Raw genomic sequence first — 24,733 nt, 5'->3', positions numbered from 1 at the left:
GCCCTGTAGAGGTTCACTACATGGATAGAGATCCAGACGAAGTTTGTCCCTACTTCTTTGTAGGGAAGCTACAGCGAGAGTTTCGCGAAGGTTAAGTAAAGAGCTCTAAACCACCGGCGTTTCGGACAGACGCCCGAGGATCAGCCCCACCTGGAGGGTGAAGGCGGACCGCCCCTCGGTCGGCTGGTAGCCGGTCAACTCCGTGATCTTACGAAGACGGTAGCGCACCGTGTTCGGATGGACGAACAACAGCCGGGCCGTCGCCTCCAGGGAGGTGCCCTGCTCCAGGTAGGTCGCGAGGGTGTCGAGGAGCGGCGTGCCGATCAGCGGCAGGTAGACGTTCTCGATCAACTGCGCCCTGGCGTCGCCGTCGCCGTCGATGGCCCGCTCGGCCAGCAGGTCCTCGGCGTGGACCGGCCTGGGCGCGTCCGGCCACCCCGCGGCGGCCCGCAGCCCGGCCATCGCCGCCCGCGCCGAGCTGGCGGCCGAGTGCAGGTCGGCCACCTCGGGCCCGATCACGATCGGGCCGGGGCCGAAGCGCGGCACCACGTGCCTGGCCGCCGCGGCGACGCTGTCCGCCCCGCCCACGATCACGATCAGCCGGTCCCCCTGCACCCCGGCCAGCATGTCCAGGCCCGACCTGCGGCCCCGGTCGCGCAGCGCGTCGATCACCGCCTGCGGGTCGTCGTCCGGGGTCTGCCCGGCCAGCACCACGACGGGAGCGGAGGTCCAGCCGAGCGCGGCGGCCCACGAGTGCAGGCCGTCGTCGACCTCGCCCCTGACCAGGGCGTCCACGATCAGCGCCTCCAGCCGCGCGTCCCAGGCCCCGCGGGCCTCGGCCTCCCGCGCGTACACCTGCGCGGCGGCGAACGCGACGTCGCGGGTGTAGCGGAGCATCGCCTGCTGGAGCTGGTCCTCCCCGCCGGGCGCGGCCAGATCCCCGGTCTGCGCCTCGACCACCTCGACCACGACCCGCACGATGTCGACGGTCTGCTGCAGCGAGATGGACCGCTTCAGCTCCCTGGGCGCGGTGCCGAAGAACTCGATGCTGGGCGTCGGGCGACCCTCGCCCGCGTGCTGGAACCACTCCACGAACGCGGCGATCCCGGCCTGGGCCACCAGCCCGACCCAGGACCTGTCCTCAGCCGACAGGGCACGGAACCACATGAGCCGGTCGTCCATCCGGGACATGGCGGCCGTGCCCAGCGTGCCCATGGCCCGCTCCAACCGGCGGGTGGTGTCCTCCCGGATCCGGTCCGAGTCGAGATCACTCCCGTCTTCCCCGGTCACGACGTCGCTGTTGCTGAACCCTCGCTCGTTCCGCTCCCTCACGCCACTAAGAGTGCCAGGTCGCGCGAGATGCGCCAGCCGCGGTCACGGACAGCGCGCGCCCCCCGGTCTTGTACGTCCCGCACGAACCGGTCCTGTACGTCCCGCACGAACCGGTCCCGCACGTCCCGTACGAACCGGCCTCGTGCGTTCCGCGAACCGGCCTCGTACGTCCCGCGGGAACCGGTCCCGTACGTCCGCCGGGGCGCGGACGTACGGAACGGGGTCGTGCCCGCGCCCCGGCGCGGCCGGACGGACGGATGTGCGAGGGGCTCAGATGACCGCGACGGCGGTGATCAGCCCGATGGCCAGGTGGGTGACCGCGAGCAGCCGGGCGCCCGGCTGGAGCTCCGGCTCCGTGACCAGCTCGCGCACCGAGATGCCGGCCACCTTGTCGAACGCGAGCATCGCCACGGTCTGCACGGCGATGCCGACCAGGCCGAAGACCAGCGTCGCGAGCAGGCCCTCGTGCAGGGCGCCGCCCGAGGACCAGATGGAGGCCGCCACGATCAGCCCGACGGCCGCCAGCCCCGAGCCGGTGAGCAGGGTCGCGTTGGGGTTGCGCTCCTCCTTGATGAGCTTGCTGAGCTTGCCGGGGGTGACCAGGTCGATCACGTAGAAGCCGACGATCAGCAGGATCACGCCGAGCGCGGCGTACGAGGCGATCGCGAGCGCGCCGCGCCCGAGGGTCTCGGCGAGCGAGACCGTCACGTCGGACAGCGCGGGCGGCGTGGGCGGCGCGGGGGTGGGACTCATGTGTTGTTTCTCTTTCCGGGACTCAGAGTTCGATGCGGTGCGGGACGAATGACGACGTGTCGTCGGTGATGAACCCCGAGGTCTCGCGGATGCCGACACCCGCCGCCTCGTCGTGGACGACCCAGGCGCCGAGCACGGGGCGCCAGCCCTCGAAGACGGGCAGCGCCTGGAACTCCTGGTAGACGTATCCCTCGGCGCCGTAGCCGCCGGGGGTCTCGACGTGCTCGCCGGGGGTGACGATCCGCATGTTGGCGCCCTCGCGGCCGAGCAGCGGCTTGACGATGTACGAGGACATGTCGCGGGGGCCGTCGAGGTAGGCGGGCAGCAGGTTCGGGTGGTGCGGGTACAGCTCCCAGAGCACCGCGAGCAGCGCCTTGTTGGACAGCAGCATCTTCCACAGCGGCTCGATCCAGGTCGTCGAGACCTGCTGGCGCACCGCCCGCGCCCCGAACGGGTCGGCGACGGCCCACTCCCACGGGTACAGCTTGCAGAGCGAGCGGATCACCCTGCGCTCCATGTCGACGAAGCGGAGGTTGAGGTCGTCCCAGCCGATGTCCTCCATGGCCACCGCGACTGTCTTGAGCCCCGCCTGGTCGGCGGTCTCCTGCAGGTAGGCGAGGGTCATCACCTCCTCGCCCGACTCGTCCATGTTGGTCCAGGCGAAGTGCGTGGGCCCGGTGGGCAGGCCGGTCGAGATCTGCTGCCACCTGGCGATCAGCCGCTCGTGGATGGAGTTCCACTGGTCGTCGTCCGGGTAGCGGTCGCGCAGCCAGAACCACTGCACCACCGAGCTCTCCAGGAGGCTGGTGGGGGTGTCGGCGTTGTACTCCAGCATCTTGGCGGGGCCGGTCCCGTCGTAGCGCAGGTCGAAACGGCCGAACAGGTGCGGGTCGTTCCGCTCCCAGGAGGCGGCGACCTCCGGGGCCAGCCACTCGGGGATCGCGAAGTCGGCGTAGCGGCCCTTGGCGACGACGTGCTCCACGGCGTGCAGGCACATCCGGTGCAGCTCCTCGACCTGGTTCTCCAGGTCGAGGACCTCGTCCATGGAGAAGACGTACTGGACGGCCTCGTCCCAGTACGGGCGGTCGAGGCCCTTGGGGTGGGCCGAGCGGTGGTAGGCGAGGCCGTGGCCCTCGATGACGCTCTCCCAGTCGTCGCGGGGGAGCGAGGTCTCGCGTCTCATCTCCTGCTCACCTGCTGCTCATCGGGCCGGATCAGCTTCCGCCGCCCGATCCGCCGCGCCCGCCGAAGCCGCCCCGCTGGATCACCGTGCCCTTACGGCTGGTGATGTGGACGTCCGAGGGACGCACGGTGGTGCCCTGCCGGATGTGGGTGCCGGACCTGATGCCACCGTAGTACCAGCCGTAGGCGCCCCGTGACCCGTAGTAGTGCCTGTCGTCGTCGCAGTGGTCCTCGTCCACGACCGCGTAGGTGCCGTCCGGCTGCCGGCTGTTGAGGTCGACGCACTCGGCGCCCACCTCCTCGTAGTCCTCCTGCGCGGAGCAGTAGCCGATCAGCAGCAGGGAGACGACACCGATCCCGGTGATGGTGATCGCCTTGGAGGCCTTGAAGCCCGAGGACTTGGGGGGCGTTCTGCCCGAAGGGCTCTGCGGTGAGGCCAGTGGGTGTTTTGGTCGTGCGGCCATCGAGCTCCAATGAGATGCGTCGCCACAGGCTATCGATGGGGTTTTGTCTGTTCAACCGTCATCCGGATCTTTCGCGGGAAATCACCGCCGCCCGGGCTCACAGCCGTACGGTGACCACCAGCCCCCCGCCGGGACGGGGACGGGCCTCGGCGGAGCCGCGGTGGGCCTGGGCGATCGCGCGGACGATGGACAGGCCGAGGCCGGCGCCCCCGGCCGAGCCGGTGCGGTCGTGGTCGAGGCGGCGGAACGGCTCGAAGAGGTCCTCGACCCGGCCCGAGGGGACGACGCGGCCGGTGTTCTCCACGGTGACGACGCTTCCCCAGCGGTCGCTGCGGGTGCGCAGGACGACCAGGGCGCGCTCGTCGTTGTACTTCACGGCGTTGTCCAGCAGGTTGCCGATCATCCGCTCCAGGAGCACCGGGTCACCCTCCGCCGGGGCCGGGCGCAGGTCGGCGGTCGTCTCGGGAACCGAGGTCATCGCGCTCGCCGCGAGCTCGGCGAGGTCCACGGGCAGGCGTTCGGCCGGCTCGCGCTCGCTCTGCGCGAGCAGGAGCAGGCCCTCGATCAGCCGCTCCTGGCGGGCGTTGGCGTTCAGCAGCTCGGTACCGACCGTCCTGACCTGCCGGGGCAGCTCGGGGTCGGTCATGGAGACCTGGAGCAGCGCCCGGTTGATCGCCAGGGGGGTGCGCAGCTCGTGGGAGGCGTTGGCGACGAACCTGCGCTGGCTGTCGAAGGCGCGGCTGAGGCGTTCCAGCATGGAGTCGAAGGTGTCGGCCAGGTCCCGGATCTCGTCGCGGGGACCTCCCAGGGCGATCCGCTCGTGCAGGGTGCTCTCCGACAGGCGGCGGGCCGCCTCGGTCATCGTCTGCAGCGGGGCCATCGCCCGGCGGGCCACGATCCAGCCGATCGCCAGCCCGGCCACCCCGACGACGGCGACCGCCAGCAGGGACCACTGGAGCATCGACCCCATCACGTCCTCGCGGTACTGGCTTCGCGCGTCGCTGACGGCCCGCAGGAAGAGCGTGTCCTTGGGCAGCATCACCACGGACGGCTGCGCCGACGGTTTCAGGGCCGCCAGCGCCTCCGGGACCCCCTGGACGGTCATCTTCGCGGGCCGGGAGAGCACGTCCTGCACGAACAGGTAGTTGACCCCGACGAGCACGACCCCCACCCCGAAGAACAGGCTGCCGTAGACCAGGGTCAGGCGCAGCCGCACCGAGACGCGCCGCGAGGTCAAAGCCGGTATCCCGACCCGGTCACCGTCTCCACCACCGGCGGGGCGCCGAGCTTCTTGCGCAGGGTCATCACGGTGACCCTGACCGAGTTGGTGAAGTGGCTGATGTTCTCGTCCCATGCCTTCTCCAGGAGGTCCTCGGCGCTGACCAGGCCGCCGTCCGCGCGCATCAGGATTTCCAGTACCGCGAACTCCTTGGGGCTCAGCGCCACGTACCGGCCGTCGCGGAAGACCTCGCGGCGGCCGGGGTCCAGGGTGATGCCCGCCCTGCTCAGCACCGGCGGCACCGACTGGGGAGACCGGCGGGCCAGCGCGCGCAGCCGGGCGACCAGTTCGGGGAAGTCGAAGGGTTTGGTGAGGTAGTCGTCGGCGCCGATCGACAGGCCCTCGACCTTCGAGCGCAGGTCACCGGCGGCGGTCAGCATGATGATCCTGGCGGGGATCCGGCCGGCCACGAGGCGGCGGCAGACCTCGTCCCCGTGCAGCACCGGCAGGTCCCGGTCCAGCACGATCACGTCGTAGTCGTTGACCGCCGCCCGCTCCAGCGCCGCGTCGCCGTCGTAGACGACGTCCACGGCCATGGTCTCCCGGCGCAGGCCGGTCGCCACGATGTCGGCGAGCACCCGCTCGTCCTCCGCAATGAGCACTCGCATGGATGTCATCCTGCTTTTCCGTGGCTAAACATCAGATAAAGGGTCCCCGGCCCGCGCCGTTCAGGCGGTGCTGAGGGCGAGGCCCGTGCCGTTCAGGCGGTGCTGAGGGTGAGGCCCGTGCCGTTCAGGCGGTGCTGAGGGTGAGGGTCGGCGACATGCGCGCCGCGCGCATCGCGGGGTAGATCCCCGCGACGGTCCCGGCCAGCAAGGTCGCCCCGGCACTGCCCGCCAGGGCCCAGAGGGGAACCACGGCGGGCAGGCCGCCCACGGCCGCGTACCCGACCGTCACCAGCGTCCCCAGCACCGCCCCCGCGGCGCCGCCCGCGCCGGACAGCAGCAGCGACTCGGCCAGGAACTGGGCGCGCACCTGGCCCCTGGTGGCGCCGAGCGAGCGCCGCAGGCCGATCTCCCCCCGGCGCTCCAGGACCGAGATGACCATGGTGTTGGCCACCCCCACCCCGCCGACCAGCAGCGCCACCCCGCCGAGGCCGAGCAGCAGGCCGGTGAGGGCCCCGTCGGCCGCCGCCCTGGCCACCAGCGCGTCGGACGGCCGGCTGACCTCCACCTCCTCGGGGTTCTCCGGGTTGACGGTCCTGGGCAGCACCTCCCGTACGTCGCCGACGGCCTCGTCGGCCGAGCGGGTGTAGAGCGTGGTCGGGTGGCCGTCGAAGCCCAGGTGGGTACGGGCGGCCTCGAAACCGGTCAGCACGGACCGGTCGATCTCCGGGGCGAGCGGCGAGGGAGCCAGGACGCCGACGACCGTCCACCACTGCCTGCCGATCCAGACCTGGTCGCCCACGTCCCGCAGGCCCAGCCGCGAAGCCGCCATCGCTCCGAGCACCACCGCCCGCTGCTCTCCCGTCGCCCGGTTGAGCCAGGCGCCTCGCTCGATCCGGGTCTGGAGCGTGGCCGGCAGGTCCAGCGAGGCCGCCCGGACGGCGATCCCGCCGGTGTGCTCCCGGGGGATCGCGGGGGTCCGCCGCACGCTCTCGCCGGTGTCGCCCGTGGCGCTCGCGCTCGTCACGGGGCCGATCCCGGCGGCCATGGCGACCGATCTCTCGGGCAGCGTGGCCGCGTCGCCGAAGAGGGTCTGGCCGGGGGTGACGGTGAGCAGGTTCGTACCGAGCCGGTCGAGCTCGTCGAGGAGCCTGGCCTTGCCGGAGGAGGAGATCCCGACGACCGAGACCATGGTGGCGACGCCGAGCGCGATGCCGAGCGCCGACAGCACCACCCGTCCCGGCCGGGTCCGCAGCCCGGACGCCCCCACCCGCAGCAGGTCCGCCCAGCCGAGCCGCCCCGGCGCCAGGTCACGCCCGGTCCCGGCGCTCATGCCGTACCCCCCGTGCTCCCCGCGCGGGTCATGCCGAGAGGCCGCTCGTCGGCGACGATCACACCGTCGCGCAGCCTGACGCGGCGCGGGGCGGCGGCGGCCACCTCCTCGTCGTGGGTGATGATCGCCACTGTGGTGCCGGAGGCGTTGAGCTCGCGCAGGATCGCCAGCACGTCCTGGCCCGAGGAGGTGTCGAGGTTCCCCGTCGGCTCGTCGGCCAGCAGCAGCGACGGTCCTCCGGCCACCGCCCTGGCCACCGCGACCCGCTGGCACTCGCCACCGGACAGCTCGTGCGGCCGGTGGGCCAGCCGGTGCCCGAGACCGACACGCCCGAGCGCCTCGGCGGCCCGTTCCCGCCGCTCCCGGCGCGGGACGCCGCCGTACAGCATCCCGTCGGCGACGTTGTCGAGCGCGCTGACCCCGGCAGCCAGGTGGAACCGCTGGAAGACGAAGCCGATGTGCCGGGCGCGCAGCGCGGACAGCTCCCTGTCGGGAAGCGTTCCCGCGTCGTGCCCGGCGATGCGGACGGTCCCGGCCGAGGGGCGGTCGAGAGTGCCGATCAGGTGGAGCATGGTGGACTTTCCCGACCCCGACGGGCCGACGATGGCGACGAGCTCGCCCGCGTCCACCCGCAGGTCCACACCCCGCAGGGCGCGTACGCCGCCCGGGTAGCTCTTCTCCGCCCCCGACAGCTCGATCACCGCCCGTCGCCCGGCCCGCACGGCGGGGTCCTGTACGGGGTTCCGGGAGGCCGGGTTCTGTACGGCGGGGTCCTGTACGGCGGGGTCCTGTGCGAGGTTCCGGGAGGCCGGGTCCTGCGCGGCGGGGAGGGGCGGTCGTTCGAGGTTCCGGCTCATGACCGCGGCACCTCGGCCTTCATGCCCTCGGCGAGACCGCTCCCCGAGACCTCGACGCGGCCCGCCGCGAACAGGCCGGTCTCGACCGGGACGATCCGGCCACCCTCCAGGCGCAGGCCGTACCCGCCCTCGCGCAGGGCGAGCAGGGCCTCGACCGGTACCGACAGCACGTCCGCGTGCCGCTCGCTGCGGAGGTTCACCGTCACGGGGGCCTGGTCCAGGCGGCCGAGGTCGCCGGGGTCGTCCAGGGTGACGTCGAGGTCGACGGTGGACTCGCCGGTCGGCTGCCCGTTCTGCCGCACGGGCTCGGCGACCGTGCCGACCGAGGTGATCCGGCCCCTGCCCTCACCGCCGCCCGGCAGGTCCACCGTCACCCGGGCGCCGATCCTGGCGAGCCGCTGGTCGTCGGAGTCGAGGTCGACGTGGACGACCCTGCGGGTGCTCGTCGTGGTCACCACGGACCGGCCGGCCGCGGTCCCGGCCTCCGCGACCACCTCGGCGATCCTGACCGGACCCGAGGCGACCACGACCTGCGCCGCGCCGACCGTGCCGGTCTCGGCCAGGCCCGCCTCCTCCTGCCACTCCCGTACGGCCTGCTCGGTCCGCCAGGAGAAGTCGCCGTCGACGGTCCCGGGGTCGTGGCCGAGGGCTTGGAGGTTGCGTTCCAGCTGCTCGACGTCCTTGCCACCGGTCCCGGAGGACAGAGTGCGGTATATCGGTATATCGCCGTACATGAGGATCACCGGCCTGCCGTCCACCCGGTAGAGCCAGCCGCCCCGGCGCACGACGGCGCCCGCCTTCCTGACCCGGGTCACCGTTCCGGGGGCGTGGTTGGGCAGTTCCCTGCGGCCCGCGTAGCCGAGCGTGCCGTCCACCGCCTCGGTGTCCACCAGATCCGAGCGGGTGATCTCGGCCACCGGCGCCGGGGCCGCCGAGGCGGCGGCCGGGACTTCGTCCTGGCCGGTCAGCGCGACCGCCGTCACGCCCCCCGCGCCGAGGAGGACCGCCGCGGCCGTCCCGGCGAGGACCCCGCCCCGCCTCACGGCCGCTTCCCGAGACCGCCGCCGGGCAGGTGCTTCTGGCAGGTGTCGATCGCCTTCCTCGTCCGCGGCGATCGCGGATCCATCCCCTCGCCCCCGATGCGGACCGGGCCCCCCGAGAAGTCGGGGTCTTTCATGTCGACCCCGTTCTCCCGCATGCACCGGGCGAACCTCAGGAGGGCGTCCTGGGTCTTCGGGTCGTTCAGCATTTTCTTTCCGGAACCGATCGGATTGTATTTACGGCAGGCATCCGACGCCTTTTTCAGGGTCGCGTCGTCGGTCTTTCCGCGCAGCATCACGTTGCCGCCGCCAGGTTCCGGATCGGGCATGTCGACCCCGTTCTCCCGCATGCACTGGGCGAATTTCAGCCCGTCGGCCTGCGGCGACGCGGAAGAGGACGCGGAGGGGGCGGCCGAGGTGGCCGTTTCCCCGGCGGAGGCGACCTTCGCGCCCCCCGCCTGCCCGCACCCGGCCAGCGTCGCCAAAGAGATGAGCGCCGCAGCTGTCACGTATTTGTTCATCGCCATTCCCTTCGTATGGGAACAGGTATAGCGAAGACCCTGTTAAAAACTCCCTAAGCGAATTCGCTTAACTCGTCCTTACATCCGCGGTCCGGTGGAGGGGGGCGATCGCCGCCGTCCGGGTGTGTAATGTTCTGGCAAAGCACAGGGGGCGAGGGGTTCGCGGTGCCGGAGATCAGACCGTTGCGGCCGGGGGACCCGCCGCGACTGGGGAAGTACGCGCTCAGGGGCAGGCTGGGGGAGGGCGGGCAGGGGGTCGTCTACCTCGGGGAGTCCGAGGACGGCGAGCGCGCCGCCGTCAAGCTGCTGCACGTGCGCTTCACCGAGGAGACCCACGCGCGCTCCCGCTTCGCCCGCGAGCTGGCGGCGGCCCGCAGGGTGGCCGCCTTCTGCACCGCCCGGGTGCTCGCCGCCGACCTCGACGGCGAGGCGCCCTACATCGCGAGCGAGCTGATCGAGGGCCCCTCGCTGCGCGAGATCGTCGAACGCGACGGGCCACTGGCCGGGGAGGCGCTCGAACGCCTCGCCGTCGGCACCGCCACCGCCCTGACCGCGATCCACCACGCGGGCATCGCGCACCGCGACTTCAAACCCGACAACGTCCTGCTCGCCACGGACGGCCCGCGCGTCGTCGACTTCGGCATCGCGAAGATCATCGACGAGAGCGGGACGATCACCACCCGCGCGGTCGGCACCCCCGCCTACATGGCGCCCGAGCAGATCGCCGGAGAGCGGGTGGGTTTCCCCGCCGACGTGTTCGCCTGGGGCTCGACCATCCTCTTCACCGCCACCGGCAAGGCTCCCTTCGGGAGCGACACGATCGTGGCGACGCTCAACCGGGTCATCAACCACGAGGCCGACCTGAGCGGCCTGCCCGACGGGCTGCGCGAGGTCGTCGCCGCCTGCCTGCGCAAGGACCAGAGACTCCGGCCCACCTCGGACGTGCTGCTGAAACGCCTGCTCGGCCACCCGGTGGACGAGGCGGAGACCCCTGAGGCCTCGCAGGAGGAGCTGGCCGAGGGCGCGAAGGCCGCCACCGGGGACCTGACCCGGCCGGAGGAACCGGCCGGGTCGGACCCCCGGCGGCGACGCCGGTCGGCGGTCGTCGCCGCGATCGCCGGCGGGATCGCGGTCCTCGGCGCGGCGGGTGTCCTGCTGGCCGTCGAGCTCGGCATCGCACAGGGCGACCGGATCGAGCCCACCCGCCCACCGGTCGCCCAGCCGTCGGCGTCCCCCTCGCCGACGCCGGCCCCGGAGGTCTCCACCGGCTCGCCGCTTCTCGACCGGATCGGGGACACCGGCAGGCTCCGGGTGGGGTTCAGGAAGGGCCTGCCTGGGATCTCGCTGGGGGAGAACCCGCCCCGGGGGTTCGAGGCCGACGTGGCCGCCCACCTCGCCGGAGCCCTGGGAGTGCCCGACGGCGGGCTCGAATTCCTGTCCGTGGGGATCGACGACCGCGAGAGGGACGTGGAAAGGGGCAGGGTCGACCTCGTGATTGCCAACTTCTCGATCGACGGAGCCGACCGCCGCCGCGTCGCCTTCGCCGGGCCGTACTACATCGCCCACCGCGACGTGCTCGCCCGCGCCAGCGAGAGGATCGACACGCTGAAGGAGCTGCGCGGCAAGAGGATCTGCCTGTCACCGGGCCAGACCACGGGCACGATGATCCGGGAGAGGGGCGTCGACTTCGTCGCCGTACGGGCGCTCGACCCCGCGCAGTGCGCGTCCCAGGTGGCCGACGGCAGCGCCGACGCCATGGTCGGGGACGACCTGCTGATCGCCGGCTTCGGCGCCCGGCTGCGCGACGTCAAGGTCGAGATCGCCGGGCTCAGGCTCACCACCGAGAGGTACGGCGTCGCGCTCAGGTCCGGGGACCCCGTGGCGTGCCGGAAGATCAACGAGGTGATCACCTCCATGTACGCGGACGGGACCATGGAGCGTCTGCTCGAAGAGCACCTGGGCAGGGTCGGCTTCCGCTTCGAGACCGAGCGGCCCCGTCTGGAGACCTGCTGAGGTCGGTTCGCTCAGAGCAGGCCCGTTTCCGCCTGGAGACCTCGAGCCGGCCCGCTTCGGGACCGTGCGGCCCCGTCTGGAGACCTGCCGGGGCCCGGCGGGGATCCGCCGGGTGTCTCCCGGGACGTCGCGTCACGAGCCGGTGCAGACGACCCCCCTGTCCGGGACCTTCCCGTCGATCAGGTAGGCGTCGATCGCCTTCTTGACGCACGCGTCACCGGACAGGTAGGCGCCGTGTCCCTCGCCCTTGTAGGTCACCAGCACGCCCGTCCTGAGCTCCGCCGTCAGCTTCGGCGCCCACTCGTACGGCGTGGCGGGGTCGCCGGTGCCGCCGACCACCAGGATCGGCGCCGAGCCCGTGGCGTTGATCCGCCTGGCCTCGTCGCTGCCGGGGACCGGCCACATCGAGCAGATCAGGCCCATTCCCGCGCCGCCGAACAGCGGGGAGACCTTCAGCGTCTCGTCCTCCAGCGCGTTCAGCTGCTCGGGGGTGGGCCGCTCCGCGGTGTCCGCGCAGCTGATCGCGGGGAAGCTGCTCATGAGCGTCGTGTAGCTCCCGTCGGGCTGGCGACCGCTGTAGCTGTCGGACAGCGCCAGCAGGATCCGCCCGTCGCCCTTGATCGCCTGGCCCAGCGCCTGGTCCAGCAGCGGCCAGGTCGCCTTCGAGTACAGCGCGGCGGCGATGCCGGTGCCCGCCAGCCCCTGCGTCAGGAGGCGCTTGCCGACCTTGAGCGGCTTGTCGTTCAGCTCGTCCATGAGCTTCCTGACGTTCTTGTCGGCGATGGTCGCGTCGCTGCCGATCTCGCACTCGCGGGGCTGCTTCGCGCAGTCCTTCAGGAAGGCCTCGTAGGCGTGCTGGAACCCCTTCGTCTGGACCATCGTGCGCGTCGCCAGGGTGACGCTCGGGTCCAGCGGGGCGTCCAGCACGAACCGGCCCACGTTCTTCGGGAACCTGGTCGCGTAGACCGCGCCGAGCTGCGTCCCGTACGAGATGCCGAAGTAGTCCAGCTGCTTCTCGCCCAGGGCCGCGCGGAGGCGGTCCATGTCCGCGGCGGCGTTCACGGTGCCGATGTAGGGCAGCAGCCTGCCGGAGGTCTGCCGGCAGGCCGTCACGAACTCCTTGGTGGTCTCCCGGCTCTTGGCGCGCTCGGCCTCGTCGGCGGGCAGGGTGTCCATCGCGGTGAACCGCTCTATCACCGCGCTGTCCCCGCACCTGACACCGGAGCTGCGGCCGACCCCGCGCGGGTCGAAGCTGACCAGGTCGTAGCGGCTGTTCAGGGTGGTGAAGGCCTTGGCGGCCTGGCTCATGGTGTCGACGCCCGAGGCGCCGGGGCCGCCGAAGTTGAAGACCAGCGAGCCGATCCGCCTGCCGGGGTCCGCGGCCTTGACGCGGATGACGGCGATCTCGATGGACTCGCCGTCCGGCCTGGCGTAGTCGAGCGGGACCTTGAGCTTCCCGCACTGCTGGGCGGGGTTCTGCTTGGAGGGGGTCTCGCCGCCGGGCCGCTTGATGTCGGTGCACGGGCCCCAGGCGATCGACTCCGCGGGGGTGGCCGTCGTCGTCGGGGTGGCGACCGGTCCGGTGGTGCCCGAGACGGTACTGCCCTCGACGGTCCCGCCGCTGCCGGCGTCGTCCCCGCCGGAGCCGCCACCGCAGGCGGAGAGCACGGTCGACAGGGCCGTGACCGTCACGGCCACTCTAAGGATTCTTGCCATGGAACAGCTCTCCCCTGGAATCGTTCGCCGGGGGGAGCGACTAACACTAACCGGGCGGGCCCTCCATGGAAAAGGAGAACCCGCCCGGGGACGATCAAACTCCCATGGACTGGGTGTCGTTGCTCTCGGCGCCCGCGGCCTCGGTGACGCCGTTCTTCAGGTGGTACATGGAGATGGCGTCGCCCAGCACCTCCTGGTCGAGCTCGCCCCGGTTGACCAGCTGGGTGAGCACCGCCAGGGTGATCGAGGCCGCGTCCACGTGGAAGTGGCGGCGCAGCGCCGACCGGGTGTCCGACAGGCCGAAGCCGTCGGTGCCGAGCGAGCTCCAGTCACCGGGAACCCACTGGGCGATCTGGTCCTGGACCGCCCGCATGTAGTCGCTCACGCCCACGAACGGCCCCTGGGCCCCCGACAGCGCCTGCGTGACGTACGGCACGCGCTTCTCGGCGTCGGGGTTGAGCATGTTGTGCTCCTCGGCGGCGAGCGCGTCGCGGCGCAGCTCCGCCCAGGAGGTGGCCGACCACACCTCGGCCGCCACGCCCCAGTCCTCGGCCAGCATCCGCTGGGCCTCCATGGCCCACGGCCCGGCCACGCCGGACGAGAGGATGTTGGCCTTCGGCCCGGACACGGACGGAGCCGGGGCGAACCTGTACAGGCCCTTGAGCAGGCCCGCCACGTCCAGGTCCGCGGGCTCGGCGGGCTGGAGGTAGGGCTCGTTGTAGACGGTCAGGTAGTAGAAGACGTTCTCCGGCTCCTCGCCGTACATCCTCCGCAGGCCGTCCTTGATGATGTGGGCCACCTCGAACCCCCACGACGGGTCGTAGGAGATCGCCGCCGGGTTCGTCGAGGCGATCAGCGGGGTGTGGCCGTCCTCGTGCTGCAGGCCCTCGCCGTTCAGCGTGGTGCGGCCGGCGGTGGCGCCGAGCAGGAAGCCCCGGCCCATCTGGTCGGCGAGCTGCCACATCTGGTCGGCGGTGCGCTGCCAGCCGAACATCGAGTAGAAGATGTAGATCGGGATCATGTGCTCGCCGTGCGTGGCGTACGACGAGCCGACCGCGATCGTGGAGGCCATCGAGCCCGACTCGCTGATGCCCTCGTGCAGGATCTGACCCTCGGTCGACTCCTTGTACGACAGCAGCAGTTCGCGGTCGACCGCCTCGTACGTCTGGCCGTGCGGCGAGTAGATCTTCGCCGTCGGGAAGATCGCGTCGAGACCGAAGGTGCGCGCCTCGTCCGGGATGATCGGCACGAACCGGTGGCCGATCTCCTTGTCGCGCATGAGGTCCTTGAGCAGGCGGACGAACGCCATGGTGGTGGCGACGTTCTGCTTGCCGGAGCCCTTCTTCAGCTGCGCGTAGGCGGCGTCGCCGGGAAGCTTGACCGGCTTGGCGCGCGTCACGCGCTTGGGCAGGAAACCGCCCAGGGCCGCGCGCCGCTCCTTCATGTACTGGATCTCGGGGTCGTTCTCGCCCGGGTGGAAGTACGGGGGGAGGTCGCCCTCGAGGGCGGAGTCGGGGATCGGCAGGTAGAGCCGGTCGCGGAACTCCTTCAGGTCGGCCTTCGACATCTTCTTCATCTGGTGCGTCGCGTTGCGCGCCTCGAAGTCCTTGCCGAGGGTCCAGCCCTTGATGGTCTGGGCGAGGATGACCGTCGGCTGGCCGACGTGCTCGCGGGCCGCCTTGTAGGCCGCGTACACCTTGCGGTAGTCGTGGCCGCCGCGCGACAGCTTGCGGATGTCCTCGTCCGACAGGTGCTCGACCATCTTGCGCAGGCGCGGGTCGTCACCGAAGAAGTTCTCGCGGATGTATCCGCCGGCCTCGACGGAGTACGTCTGGAATTGGCCGTCGGGGACGGTGTTCATCTTGTTGACCAGCACGCCGTCGACGTCGGCCGCGAGAAGCGGGTCCCAGTCGCGGCCCCAGACGACCTTGATGACGTTCCAGCCGGCGCCCCTGAAGTAGGACTCCAGCTCCTGGATGATCTTGCCGTTGCCGCGTACCGGGCCGTCGAGGCGCTGCAGGTTGCAGTTGATGACGAAGGTGAGGTTGTCGAGCTCCTCACGGGCCGCCAGGCCGATCGCGCCGAGCGACTCGGGCTCGTCCATCTCGCCGTCGCCGAGGTAGCACCAGACGTGGCTGCGGCTGGTGTCCTTGATCTTCCGGTTCAGCAGGTAGCGGTTGAACCGGGCCTGGTAGATCGCCCCGATCGGGCCGAGACCCATGGAGACCGTGGGGAACTCCCAGAAATCGGGCATCAGGCGCGGGTGGGGGTAGGAGGGCAGGCCCTTGAACCCGTGCGAGAGCTCCTGGCGGAAGGCGTCGAGCTGCCCCTCGTTGAGGCGGCCCTCCAGGAAGGCGCGGGCGTAGATGCCCGGCGCGGCGTGGCCCTGGAAGAAGACCTGGTCGCCGGACTCGCCGTGATCCTTGCCGCGGAAGAAGTGGTTGAAACCCACCTCGTAGAGCGAGGCGGCGGAGGCGTAGGTGGCGATGTGCCCACCGACGTTGGTGCGGGCGTTGGCCCGGGTCACCATCACGGCCGCGTTCCAGCGCGTGTAGGCGCGGATCCGGCGCTCGACGTACTCGTCGCCGGGGAACCAGGGCTCGCGCTCCGGCGGGATGGTGTTGATGTAGTCGGTGCTGCGCAGGCCGGGCACCCCGACCTGATGTTCGCGGGCGCGCTCCAAGAGCCGGAGCATCAGATAACGGGCCCGAGTGCGACCTTCCGTCTTTATGACGTTGTCGAGCGACTCGAGCCACTCCTGGGTCTCGCTGGGGTCGACATCAGGAAGCTGGCTGGGTAGGCCGTCGCTGATGATCGAGAAACGCTGGCGTCCGGAAGCCACTGGGTCTCGCCTTCCGAGGATGGACTTTTGTCTGGTGTAGGTCGTCTTCCATCCTGGTCGCTTACCCCGGAAAGTGCATCTCTACTTACCGGTAACCAGGAGATCTCTGCTGGCAGTGATACGAAAGTGGCCTAGACCACCGATGGTAGGACGAATCACCGCCAAAGGTTACATCGAGATTCCCCCTTTTTTACAGGTTCCCGTACCCCTGGGAATCCGGGACCCGCCGTCTCGCCTGTCCTGTCGCCTGTTCCGTGAGGCCCCCGGGGGCTCCGGGAGGCTCCGCGAGGTCCTCCGGAAGGCGTTGTGAGGCACGTCCCGGAGGCTCCTTCGAGGGTCCTTCCCGCGAGCTCCACGAGGTCCGTCGAGGAGCTCCGTGAGGTCCTCCGGGAAGCCTCCGTGAGGTCCTCCGTGAAGCCCTCTGTGCGGTCCTCCGGGAAGCGGAGAGCGCCCTCCCGACGCCGGACGTGCCCGGACATCGTGGTCGAGACCCTCACTTGTGCGCAACGTACGATCCTCCTCTGAAGTGCCCTGCCGGGCGCCTCCCGCACCGGCTTTCGCCCTGTTTCCCGCTACTTTCCCGTTACCTCTTCCGGTTGAAGGCCGGCCGTGACTCCCGATGAAGATCGGCCCCGGCGGGGTCGGGCTCGCCGTCCCCCGGCTCCCTCCGTGGCTCTCCCCTTGGTTTTCTCATGGTTTTCCTCGCGGAGGGAGCGCGGAGGAGGCAAGGAGGGGGCGGGGATGAGGACAGGGGTGGGCACCCGGACCGCGATGCTCCGTGCCGAACTTGTAACGATTCGCCCACCGGCCGGGAGCGGTCCGCGGCCGGCACCGGCAGGGGAAGGCCGCGAACCACTCCCCGGGGCGCCCTCGATCGCGGAGAGACCTCCGCCCGGCGAGCCCTCGGCGGGCAGGGCCGGGCAGGGCCGGGCGGGACCGGCGCCGTGCGACACGAGATCGGCGAATCGGTGGCGCCGGCCCTCCCGGAGGGGGAGGCCCCGACCGAGGCCGCGCCGGGAACCCGCGCGCCGCGACCGCCCTGTTCCCGCAAGCGGTCCGCATGATCCGCCCCGGTGAACGCCGGGGTGGCGGAGACGGCCGCACGATCGTCACGGGGTCGGCGACGGCCGGCACGCGCGAGGCCGTCGCCGGGTCCTGTGGCCCGGACATGTCACATCCGGCCGGGGCATCACGAAACCGCACCCCGGCTTCTCCCGCCGGAGGAACGGTCCAGGCGCGGACGTTCCGGGAACCGGACACGGCGATCTTGTCGTCGTGCCGGTAGTCGTGCCGGCAGGAGATCGGGTGGCGGCGGGGACCACCCGTCGCCCTCGGGACCGGGTGCGGTCGTCATCGCAGCTCACGATGGATCGTAGGATCGGTATGTGAGATCTCAGACGATCGAGGTGGTAACGGGTTCCCGGGAACGGGTGCACGACATCACCTCCGAGTGCGAGAGCTTCGTCCGGTCATGTGGGGGCGACGGCCTGTTGAACGTCTTCGTGCCCCACGCGACCGCGGGGGTCGCGCTGCTGGAGCTGGGCTCAGGCAGCGACGACGATCTGCTCGCGGCCCTGGAGGGTCTGCTTCCGGCCGACGACAGATGGAGGCATGCGCACGGATCACGAGGGCATGGACGGTCGCATGTCATGCCCGCCCTCATTCCGCCGTACGCCACCGTCCCGGTTCTCTCCGGGCGGCTCGCGCTGGGAACCTGGCAGTCCATCGCCGTGGTGGATCTCAACGTCGACAATCTGGAACGCCAGGTCCGTTTGTCATTTTTGTCGGACTAATTCATACGTAGCCCAGTCGTTGCCGTGGCGACCGTTGACGACTGAGGGTCACAGCGTGTGGACTGTGCCGAAGCACTCTGAGCACCGTGTGATTGCGGGGCCATTCAAGCAGGAGGGACAAACGTGAGCGCGACCGCGGGTCAGGCGCAGGGCGAACGCGGCCTGGCCGAACGACTCGGCCTCAAGCCGGGTCAGGTGGTGCAGGAGGTCGGATGGGATGAGGACACCGACGACGATCTGCGCGACTCCATCGAGGAGCTGACCGGTAACGAGCTGGTCGATGAAGACTTCGAGGACGTCGTCGACGTCGTGCTGCTCTGGTGGCGTGACGGTGACGGCGATCTGTTCGACGCCCTGAGCAGCGTGGTGACCAACCTCACCGACGGCGGCCAGATCTGGCTGCTCACTCCCAAAGCCGGCCGGGACGGGCACGTGGAGCCGAGCGACATCGGGGAAGACGCGACCACTGCGGGTCTTTCGCAGACCAGCAGCATCAGTGCCGCCCCCGACTGGTCGGGGACGCGTCTGGCGACGCCCAAGGCGCGCCGCTAAGGGTCCGCCCTGCCGTACGGCTCACGCGGGCCGTACGGCAGGATGATGACGCCTGCCGTCAGCCGAGGAAAGGAGCCCCGATCATGGCGATCGAGGTGGGTGGCCAGGCTCCCGACTTCGAGCTGAGGGACCAGCACGGCACCCCGGTCAAGCTTTCCGGGCATCGGGGCAAAAAGATCGTGCTGATCTTCTACCCTTTCGCCTTCAGCGGCGTCTGCGGCAACGAACTCGACGCCGTCCGCGACGAGTTCGGCGCCGACATGCCGGAAGACATTAAAGTTCTCACGATTTCAGTTGATTCAATCTTCGCTCACCGCGCGTGGGCGGATCAGCAGGGCTACACCTTCTCACTGCTCTCCGACTTCTGGCCGCACGGACAGGTCTCGCGGGCATACGGTGTATTCGACGACGAGAAGGGCTGCGCGGGACGCGGGACCTTCATCATCGACGGCGAGGGTGTGGTCCGCTGGCGTGTCGTGAACCCGATTTCGCGGGCCCGCGACGTCGCCGAGTACCGCAAGGCGCTCGCCGAACTTCCCTAAGCGGTGATCCGGCGGACGCCCGCTCGCGAGGTGCCTGCCGGTCCGACCTCTCGGAGGCGATCATGCCCTGCTTCTCCTGCGGGGCCAGGCAGACCGACCCGATCCGTGGTGCCAGTCCGTGGACGCGCGGAGTGCGCGACGAGACACAGGTGCTGATCTGCCCGGACTGCCGGCGCACCCACGAAGCCGACCTCGACACGTGCTCAACGTGCGGCTCCGTCGCACTCATCTGCCGGTTGGGCGAGGTGGAGTGCCGCTCCTGCGGCTCGGTACGCCCGGCGCGAGGCGACGGCAGCCTGTCCGCCTCCTACGCGCCCGGCCTGGCCGACGAGGTGGAGGCCGCTCTGGCCAGGGTCCTGCGCCGGGTCCCCTGAGGACCACCCGGCCCCGGCCGTTCCCGGAGCCGTCCGGGCGCGCATCGGGCACGGGCGTGGCCCGGTCGGAGGGGGGGATCCCCGGGCGACGGGCGGCCCGCCGGCGCCTCCCGCCTGTCCCGCCGGTACGGGGGAGATCCCTCCATTACGGCGTGCCGGGCGTGCGCTAGTGTCGGGCTCGGTCCCGCCCCTTCGACCCGCTGGATAGGTGCATGAGCTCCTTCGTTGTTGCCCTTGACGTCGGTGGAACGTCGATGAAGGGCGGCCTCGTCACCCGTTCCGGTGAGATCCTCCGCACCGACCGGCGCACCACCCCGCGTGACAGGGGGCCGGCGGCCGTCATCGCGACGATCCGGTCCTTCATCGACGACCTCGCCGCCGCGGGAGGTGGCACTCCCGAGGGGGTCGGGCTCGCCGTACCCGGCCTGGTCACCGCCGAGGCGGCTCTCTACTCCGCCAACATCGGCTGGCGCGACATCCCGGCGACGGATCTCGTCCCGCTGGACGTCCCCGTCATGCTCGGGCACGACGTCCGCACCGGTGGTCTCGCCGAGAGTGTCCTCGGTGCGGGCCGCGAGCTCTCCGACTTCCTGTTCCTGCCCATCGGCACCGGTATCGCGGGTGCCACGATCCTGCACGGCGAGCCGTACGGCGGGAGTGCCGGATGGGGTGGCGAGATCGGCCACATCCCGGTCTTCCCGGAGGGCGAACCGTGCGCCTGCGGCCAGATCGGCTGTCTGGAGACCTACGCCTCCGCCTCCGCCGTGGCCCGCCGATACTCCACCCGCGCCACCGCCGCCCTCGGCTCTCCTGCCTCTTCCCTCGCCCTTCCCTCCTCCGGCACCTCACCCGTCGCCGTCTCTGCCACCGCTGAGCAGGTCGCCGCCCTGACCGCCTCCGGTGACCCTCTCGCCACGGAGATCTGGGGAGAGGCGGTCGAGGCCCTCTCCCTCGCCCTGGCCACCTACACGCTTCTCCTCGACCCCTCCGCCATCGTCCTCGGCGGCGGCCTCGCCGAAGCGGGCACCCTCCTCTCCGACCCCCTGGCCGAACGGCTCCGGCAACGCCTCGCCTTCCGCCAGGCCCCGCCCCTGCGCCAGGCCGCCCTCGGCGTGTCCGCCGGCATGCTCGGCGCAGCCCTCCTCGGCTGGCGCGCCGCCGGCCTCCCCGACGCGGGAACCACGTGGTCTCTCGATGTACTGAAGTCCCCCCGGGTGGCGTAAAGTGTTATCCCGTCTGTCCAACGGGATTCCCCGGGCGCTTAGCTCAGCGGTAGAGCGCTCGCCTTACAAGCGAGATGTCACTGGTTCGAACCCAGTAGTGCCCACCAGCCAAAACGCCCCGTTCCTGATCTTCAGGACGGGGCGTGAGTGACTAAGTGAGTGACTAACTCCCGAAGATGTCGTCCATGGCCTCCGCTCCCTGCATGAGCACTGGCCGGATCTGCTTCCTGTAGACCGTCTCCGTGACCACCGTGTTCCGGTGCCCGACGAGCCGGGAGATGTCCTCGATCGGGACGCCGGAGTCGGACAGCAGCGAGACGAAGCTGTGCCGCATCTCGCGAGGGGTCCAGTCGGTGCCACGGAGTCCCGCCTTCTCAATGATCTTCCGTACGTCGCGGCGCACGTTGCCCGCGCTCATGGCGGTGCCCTTCGAGGTGGAGAAGACAAGATCCGCTTTCGTCCCCGCCTTCTCCTGCTCTTCCCGGAGCGACCGCAGCGCGTCCACGCACCGCCGGGGGAGCTTGAGGGAACGGCGCGACCTGACGGTCTTGGTGTCTCCCTTCTGCCGCACGGACCGCCACACGTAGATCGCGAACTGCTCGTTTTCCCAGCCCGTCTCGGTGACAGGTGCCCACACGTTGCGGCTCTCGTCGAAGGCGACCACGTGTGACCAGAGAAGCGCGCGCAACTCCTCCGTACGGGCACCGATCAGCAGCGAGAGCACCACGTACGCTCGCATGCGCGGGTTGGCCTGCTCCGCCAGGGCGATGATGGAACTGGCTTGCGTGAGCGTGAGCGCCTTGGAGGTACGGCCCTCGCGCCCCTCCGGGATCTCGCAGAGATCGACGACGTTCCGCTTCACCTTGTCGCGGCGCATGGCGCTCTTCACCGACCGGTTGAGGATGCCGTGGATCAGCTTGAGAGATCGGGTGCTCAGCTCACCCGTCTTGCTCGCGAGCCAACGATCGACGTCCTCCACCGACAGGTCACGCAGCTTGCGCGCTCCCACCGCCGGGATTACATGCTTGTCGGCGAACGTCGTGTACATCTTCACCGTGGTCGCCGAGCGTCCGGCCAGGCCGTGTTGCAGCCAGTACCTCACGGCGTCGGTCACCGTGTAGTGGACCGGAGCGATGGCCAGGCCGTCGTCATAGTCGCGGATGATCTCTTTGAGCTTGTCCTTGGCCTCCGTCTTGCTCTTGCCGCTGGCCTTCTTGACGATGCGCTTCCCGGCGGGGGTGTAGCCGACCGTCACCGAGGCGATCCAGCGCTCTCGCTGCTCGTCCCAGTGCAGGCCGCCGTCTCCCCGGCTGCGTCGTGCGGTCATGATGCCCTCGCTTCCCGTTCGAGTAGAGCGATGTAGTCGGAGATGGCCGAGGCCGGGATGAGCCGGGTACGACCCTGGGTGACGGAGCGCAGGCGGCCCGCCCTGATCTGCTCGTAGATCACGCTGCGACTCATGCTGAGCAGGTGCATGGCGTCGCATACGCGGTAGAGCCGCCGTTCGCCGGGGGGTCCGGGTGCTGTCACCCGCCCTCCCGCTCGGTGGCGATCTTCCGAGCGGTGGCGACCTTCTGGCGGATGTGCTCGGCCATGATCGCCTCACCGGGGGAGTAGCCCGATCCGGCGAACCGCCAGTGACCGAGTACGAGGATCGTCTCATCGCCGAGGGCAGGAAGCCCGTGCCGTTCGCGCGCTTCGGCGGCCCTGTGCGCGGTGCGTACCTGCCGGAGATCGCCGAGGGTGGTGGAGTAGCAGCGCGACTTGGTGGAGAAGTGACCCCGGAACCCCAGCATGTGTGCCCAAGGCCGCAGCCGGAGCGCCTTGTACTCCGGACGCGCACCCAGCTCCCAGCAGGTGCGGATCATCCGCCGGGCATGCTCGCTGACGGGGAGCGCGTCCAGGTGCAGGCCCGGCTTCAAGCCCGTTCCGTGGCAGCGACCGCAGGACGCCATCAGGCTCAACCGCCCGCGACCGCCGCAGGCCGGGCACGACAGCCGGTGGTCGACGGTGCCGGATGCTTCGGCGCCCTTGGTGGCGTACTTGGCGATGTAGCCGGCCACCGCCCGCTCGCTCAACCCGTCCGCCGCCTGGTCGAACAGGATGGGCCGGATGTCGAGCTGATCACCCCAGACCAGATCCCACCGGCCGAGATCGCTCGGGGGAGAGGTGACCGTGACCCGCTGGACCGCCGGAGGGATCGCGCGCGTGAGCAAACCGTGATCAGCCCAGTCCGGAGGGACCTCACTCCCGCCGCCCGGACCGTCGAGCCTGACGATGGCGTGGAAATGCACCAGGCCGCGCCGCTGGTACTCAGCAACCTTGGCGAACGACACCCGGACCCGCCTGGCGAACTCACGACGGCTCAGCCCCGCCTCGCTGGCGAGGGTACGCCGTACTTCCAAGGTGAAGCGATGCCAGAGTGCGCCCGCGTGAGCCTGCCAGAGCACCGCGCCCACGTAGTCGTAACACTGGCCGCAGATGGGTTGTCCGAGTCGTGCGTCTCCCGGCTCGTGGCGAGCATGGCAGCCGACCGGATGCCCGTGCTCACAGACCTTGTCGCGCTTACGGGGACGGCAGGCCCGCACCGTCCCGCTCTTCTTTCGCCGTGTGTGCACCGGCCCGAACGAAGGAGCGGTGAGCGTGACGAACGCCCGAGGATGCGCGCTCACCTCCTGTGGGACACCCTTGCCGCCGGACAGGCCCGCCCGGATGAGTTGGAAGGTGTCGGTCCGATAGACCTCCGAGCAGGCCGGACACACCGAGGCCCGCCGGTTGCCGCAGGCCACCAGCAGATGCCCGGACGGCTCGTCCTTTGTTCGGTAACTGTGCAGCACCTCACCGCTGGTCGCATTGACGATCAACGACTCGCCCGCCAGATGCACTGGGTAGGCACACCCTCCGGTCGCGGCGACCATCGAGCGCCACCGGCCGTAGCCCGGATCGTTGATCACCCGTGCGAGATCGACCAGCCATTCGGGCTGCTGGCCGGTGGTGCGGTGTTGCGCTTCCTCCTTGCTGTTCATGACATCCTCCTTCGCTCGCTCCCGACAGGTACTCCAACACGTGCTACGTCTTGGCCCATGTGGACATGGTAAACAACACGTGCTACCTCTTGTAAAGAGCAAACGTGGAAGAAGGAGAACCCGGCATGACCGATGACAAGGGCGCCGCCCGGTGGCGAATCATCGCCGACCTCTTGCGTTCCGACGTGGTGCAGGACCACTACCAGCCAGGACAGGCACTCCCTGGTGAAGCGTTCCTCGCTTCCGAGTACGCCACCTCGCGCCCAACGATCCGCAAGGCCATCGCCCAGCTCGTCGGGGAAGGGCTGCTCACCGTCGCCCACGGCCGGGGCACCTTCGTCCGCCCCACTCCTGACCGCCGGCTCATCCTCATGGGCGGCTCAGAGCGCGAAGACCTGCTCAGCCCCGTGTACGACCCCGCCAAGCAGGGATGGGAACACGTCACTGTCGCCAGCGAGGCCGAACGCACCGCAGGCGGGGTCACTCCCAACTCGGCGTTGTTCATGACCATCGAGGGCAGCAAGGCCGACGTTCTGGGCGTGCGCCGAGGCCGTATGGGCGTCTACCGCTATGCCTATTGGCAGCACACCAAGACCCGCGCGCGAATCCACCTGTGCTCATACCTCCTGGCCGACCAGGTCGCCACCATCACCGGCGACGGCGGAGACGTAGAGATCAGCTCTGAGATCGAGCCCCAGGACTACTACGCCCACCTGGAGCGCACCCATGGGCCGTTGCGTTGGATCACCTCGGTCCACAGCCAGATGCCCTACGGGGAGACTTACGAGGATCTCAACATGGAGCCCATCGGTACGCCCTTGTTGCTGGTCCGCCGGCTGATGCTCAGCAAGGACGGCCGCCCGCTGGAGTTCACCGAGATCGAGGCCCCCGGCGACCGCTTCGAAGCCGCAGCGGCCAGCGAGCATGACCAGGCCGGATCAGACGGACAGGTCTCACTCAGGGTGTAGTGGGCTCAGACTTTCTTTACTGGTTCAAGGCAGCCCGCCTGCGGCGGCCTGCGCGCGTCGGGCGGTCGCTGGCCGCGCTGCGGCTCTTCGGCCGGTCGCGGCCAGCGCCGCCCACGCACTCTACGAGCATGCCTAGGATCCTCGAAGAGATTCCAGGCTATTACGACTGATTACAGTACGACGGTCATCGGCACCATAAACTCTTTCTTGGCCATCGATTAGGCGGGCATACATAGAAATGGCGGAATCATATAAACCGCCTTGCTCGTATGCTCTAGCTAGATTGTTTAGAGAAATTAGAGTGTCCGGGTGGTCTGG

General features: G+C 70.1%; 23 protein-coding genes and 1 tRNA gene. 8 read left to right on the top strand and 16 right to left on the bottom strand.

Features of this window, described 5'->3' with window-relative positions:
- Window positions 1–105: 105 nt before the first annotated feature.
- From AB0F88_RS13535 to AB0F88_RS13490, 10 genes are all read right to left on the bottom strand, one after another.
- Window positions 106–1,215 (bottom strand): helix-turn-helix domain-containing protein, encoded by a 1,110-nt coding sequence (locus AB0F88_RS13535; RefSeq protein WP_362682499.1) that lies wholly within the window; start codon window positions 1,213–1,215, stop codon window positions 106–108.
- Between the two features lie 387 nt (window positions 1,216–1,602).
- A complete protein-coding gene (locus tag AB0F88_RS13530; RefSeq protein ID WP_362681929.1) occupies window positions 1,603–2,085 on the bottom strand; it encodes a DUF350 domain-containing protein in 483 nt (160 codons plus the stop codon).
- Between the two features lie 22 nt (window positions 2,086–2,107).
- Window positions 2,108–3,268 (bottom strand): glutathionylspermidine synthase family protein, encoded by a 1,161-nt coding sequence (locus tag AB0F88_RS13525; RefSeq protein ID WP_362681926.1) that lies wholly within the window; start codon window positions 3,266–3,268, stop codon window positions 2,108–2,110.
- Between the two features lie 31 nt (window positions 3,269–3,299).
- Complete coding sequence (locus tag AB0F88_RS13520) at window positions 3,300–3,731, bottom strand: hypothetical protein (protein WP_362681923.1); 432 nt, start codon at window positions 3,729–3,731, stop codon at window positions 3,300–3,302.
- Between the two features lie 97 nt (window positions 3,732–3,828).
- The gene (locus AB0F88_RS13515) at window positions 3,829–4,968 is read right to left on the bottom strand and encodes an ATP-binding protein (protein ID WP_362681920.1); all 1,140 of its coding nucleotides are present in this window, start codon (window positions 4,966–4,968) and stop codon (window positions 3,829–3,831) included.
- The gene (locus AB0F88_RS13510) at window positions 4,965–5,618 is read right to left on the bottom strand and encodes a response regulator transcription factor (protein WP_362681917.1); all 654 of its coding nucleotides are present in this window, start codon (window positions 5,616–5,618) and stop codon (window positions 4,965–4,967) included. Before AB0F88_RS13510 ends, AB0F88_RS13515 begins: the two co-directional genes overlap by 4 nt.
- A 124-nt stretch (window positions 5,619–5,742) precedes the next feature.
- Window positions 5,743–6,948 carry an ABC transporter permease gene (locus AB0F88_RS13505; protein ID WP_362681914.1) on the bottom strand — a complete coding sequence of 402 codons (1,206 nt, stop codon included), beginning with the start codon at window positions 6,946–6,948 and terminating at the stop codon, window positions 5,743–5,745.
- Complete coding sequence (locus tag AB0F88_RS13500; RefSeq protein WP_362681911.1) at window positions 6,945–7,805, bottom strand: ABC transporter ATP-binding protein; 861 nt, start codon at window positions 7,803–7,805, stop codon at window positions 6,945–6,947. The genes AB0F88_RS13505 and AB0F88_RS13500 overlap by 4 nt, the downstream gene beginning before the upstream one ends.
- Window positions 7,802–8,848 (bottom strand): peptidoglycan-binding protein, encoded by a 1,047-nt coding sequence (locus AB0F88_RS13495; protein ID WP_362681908.1) that lies wholly within the window; start codon window positions 8,846–8,848, stop codon window positions 7,802–7,804. Before AB0F88_RS13495 ends, AB0F88_RS13500 begins: the two co-directional genes overlap by 4 nt.
- Entirely contained in the window at window positions 8,845–9,366 is a 522-nt protein-coding gene (locus AB0F88_RS13490; protein ID WP_362681905.1) for a hypothetical protein, read from the bottom strand. Before AB0F88_RS13490 ends, AB0F88_RS13495 begins: the two co-directional genes overlap by 4 nt.
- Before the next feature lie 165 nt (window positions 9,367–9,531).
- On the opposite strand from AB0F88_RS13490, the gene AB0F88_RS13485 reads away from it, so the two are divergent.
- A complete protein-coding gene (locus AB0F88_RS13485) occupies window positions 9,532–11,379 on the top strand; it encodes a transporter substrate-binding domain-containing protein (RefSeq protein ID WP_362681902.1) in 1,848 nt (615 codons plus the stop codon).
- 132 nt (window positions 11,380–11,511) lie between these two features.
- Here the strand turns inward: AB0F88_RS13485 and AB0F88_RS13480 are convergent, their stop codons facing one another.
- Together AB0F88_RS13480 and aceE are read right to left on the bottom strand one after the other, a co-directional pair.
- Window positions 11,512–13,095, bottom strand: coding sequence for an alpha/beta hydrolase (locus AB0F88_RS13480; protein WP_362681899.1), 1,584 nt, complete (start codon window positions 13,093–13,095; stop codon window positions 11,512–11,514).
- Window positions 13,096–13,189: 94 nt separating this feature from the next.
- Window positions 13,190–15,937: a pyruvate dehydrogenase (acetyl-transferring), homodimeric type gene (gene aceE / locus AB0F88_RS13475; protein WP_362681896.1), complete on the bottom strand. Its 2,748-nt coding sequence runs from the start codon at window positions 15,935–15,937 to the stop codon at window positions 13,190–13,192.
- A 1,385-nt stretch (window positions 15,938–17,322) separates the two neighbouring features.
- Here aceE and AB0F88_RS13470 point away from each other — a divergent pair.
- From AB0F88_RS13470 to AB0F88_RS13445, 6 genes are all read left to right on the top strand, one after another.
- Window positions 17,323–17,730, top strand: a complete 408-nt coding sequence (locus AB0F88_RS13470; RefSeq protein WP_329084204.1) for a secondary thiamine-phosphate synthase enzyme YjbQ — start codon at window positions 17,323–17,325, stop codon at window positions 17,728–17,730.
- A 123-nt stretch (window positions 17,731–17,853) separates the two neighbouring features.
- A complete protein-coding gene (locus AB0F88_RS13465; RefSeq protein WP_329084203.1) occupies window positions 17,854–18,282 on the top strand; it encodes a DUF3052 domain-containing protein in 429 nt (142 codons plus the stop codon).
- An 83-nt stretch (window positions 18,283–18,365) separates the two neighbouring features.
- A complete protein-coding gene (locus AB0F88_RS13460; RefSeq protein ID WP_362681893.1) occupies window positions 18,366–18,824 on the top strand; it encodes a peroxiredoxin in 459 nt (152 codons plus the stop codon).
- Window positions 18,825–18,955: 131 nt separating this feature from the next.
- Window positions 18,956–19,198 (top strand): hypothetical protein, encoded by a 243-nt coding sequence (locus tag AB0F88_RS13455; RefSeq protein ID WP_362681890.1) that lies wholly within the window; start codon window positions 18,956–18,958, stop codon window positions 19,196–19,198.
- Window positions 19,199–19,410: 212 nt separating this feature from the next.
- Window positions 19,411–20,421 carry an ROK family protein gene (locus AB0F88_RS13450; protein ID WP_362681887.1) on the top strand — a complete coding sequence of 337 codons (1,011 nt, stop codon included), beginning with the start codon at window positions 19,411–19,413 and terminating at the stop codon, window positions 20,419–20,421.
- A 32-nt stretch (window positions 20,422–20,453) separates the two neighbouring features.
- Window positions 20,454–20,528, top strand: a tRNA-Val gene (locus tag AB0F88_RS13445).
- A gap of 56 nt (window positions 20,529–20,584) precedes the next feature.
- Here AB0F88_RS13445 and AB0F88_RS13440 read toward each other — a convergent pair.
- The 3 genes from AB0F88_RS13440 to AB0F88_RS13430 are packed head-to-tail and all read right to left on the bottom strand — an operon-like array spanning window position 20,585 to window position 23,447.
- Window positions 20,585–21,748 (bottom strand): site-specific integrase, encoded by a 1,164-nt coding sequence (locus tag AB0F88_RS13440; RefSeq protein ID WP_362681884.1) that lies wholly within the window; start codon window positions 21,746–21,748, stop codon window positions 20,585–20,587.
- Window positions 21,745–21,951 (bottom strand): helix-turn-helix domain-containing protein, encoded by a 207-nt coding sequence (locus AB0F88_RS13435; RefSeq protein WP_362681881.1) that lies wholly within the window; start codon window positions 21,949–21,951, stop codon window positions 21,745–21,747. The genes AB0F88_RS13440 and AB0F88_RS13435 overlap by 4 nt, the downstream gene beginning before the upstream one ends.
- Window positions 21,948–23,447, bottom strand: coding sequence for a replication initiator (locus tag AB0F88_RS13430; RefSeq protein WP_362681878.1), 1,500 nt, complete (start codon window positions 23,445–23,447; stop codon window positions 21,948–21,950). The genes AB0F88_RS13435 and AB0F88_RS13430 overlap by 4 nt, the downstream gene beginning before the upstream one ends.
- Window positions 23,448–23,572: 125 nt before the next feature.
- Here AB0F88_RS13430 and AB0F88_RS13425 point away from each other — a divergent pair, with 125 nt between their 5' ends.
- On the top strand, window positions 23,573–24,415 hold the full coding sequence (locus tag AB0F88_RS13425; protein ID WP_362681876.1) for a GntR family transcriptional regulator: 843 nt from the start codon (window positions 23,573–23,575) through the stop codon (window positions 24,413–24,415).
- A gap of 132 nt (window positions 24,416–24,547) precedes the next feature.
- Here the strand turns inward: AB0F88_RS13425 and AB0F88_RS13420 are convergent.
- Window positions 24,548–24,733 (bottom strand): tetratricopeptide repeat protein (locus tag AB0F88_RS13420; protein WP_362681873.1); only part of this gene is annotated, 186 nt, incomplete at its 5' end.

Source organism: Streptosporangium sp. NPDC023963, from assembly GCF_040639135.1.
Classification (GTDB): Bacteria; Actinomycetota; Actinomycetes; order Streptosporangiales; family Streptosporangiaceae; genus Streptosporangium.
This window is presented reverse-complemented; position numbering and strand designations above follow the sequence as displayed.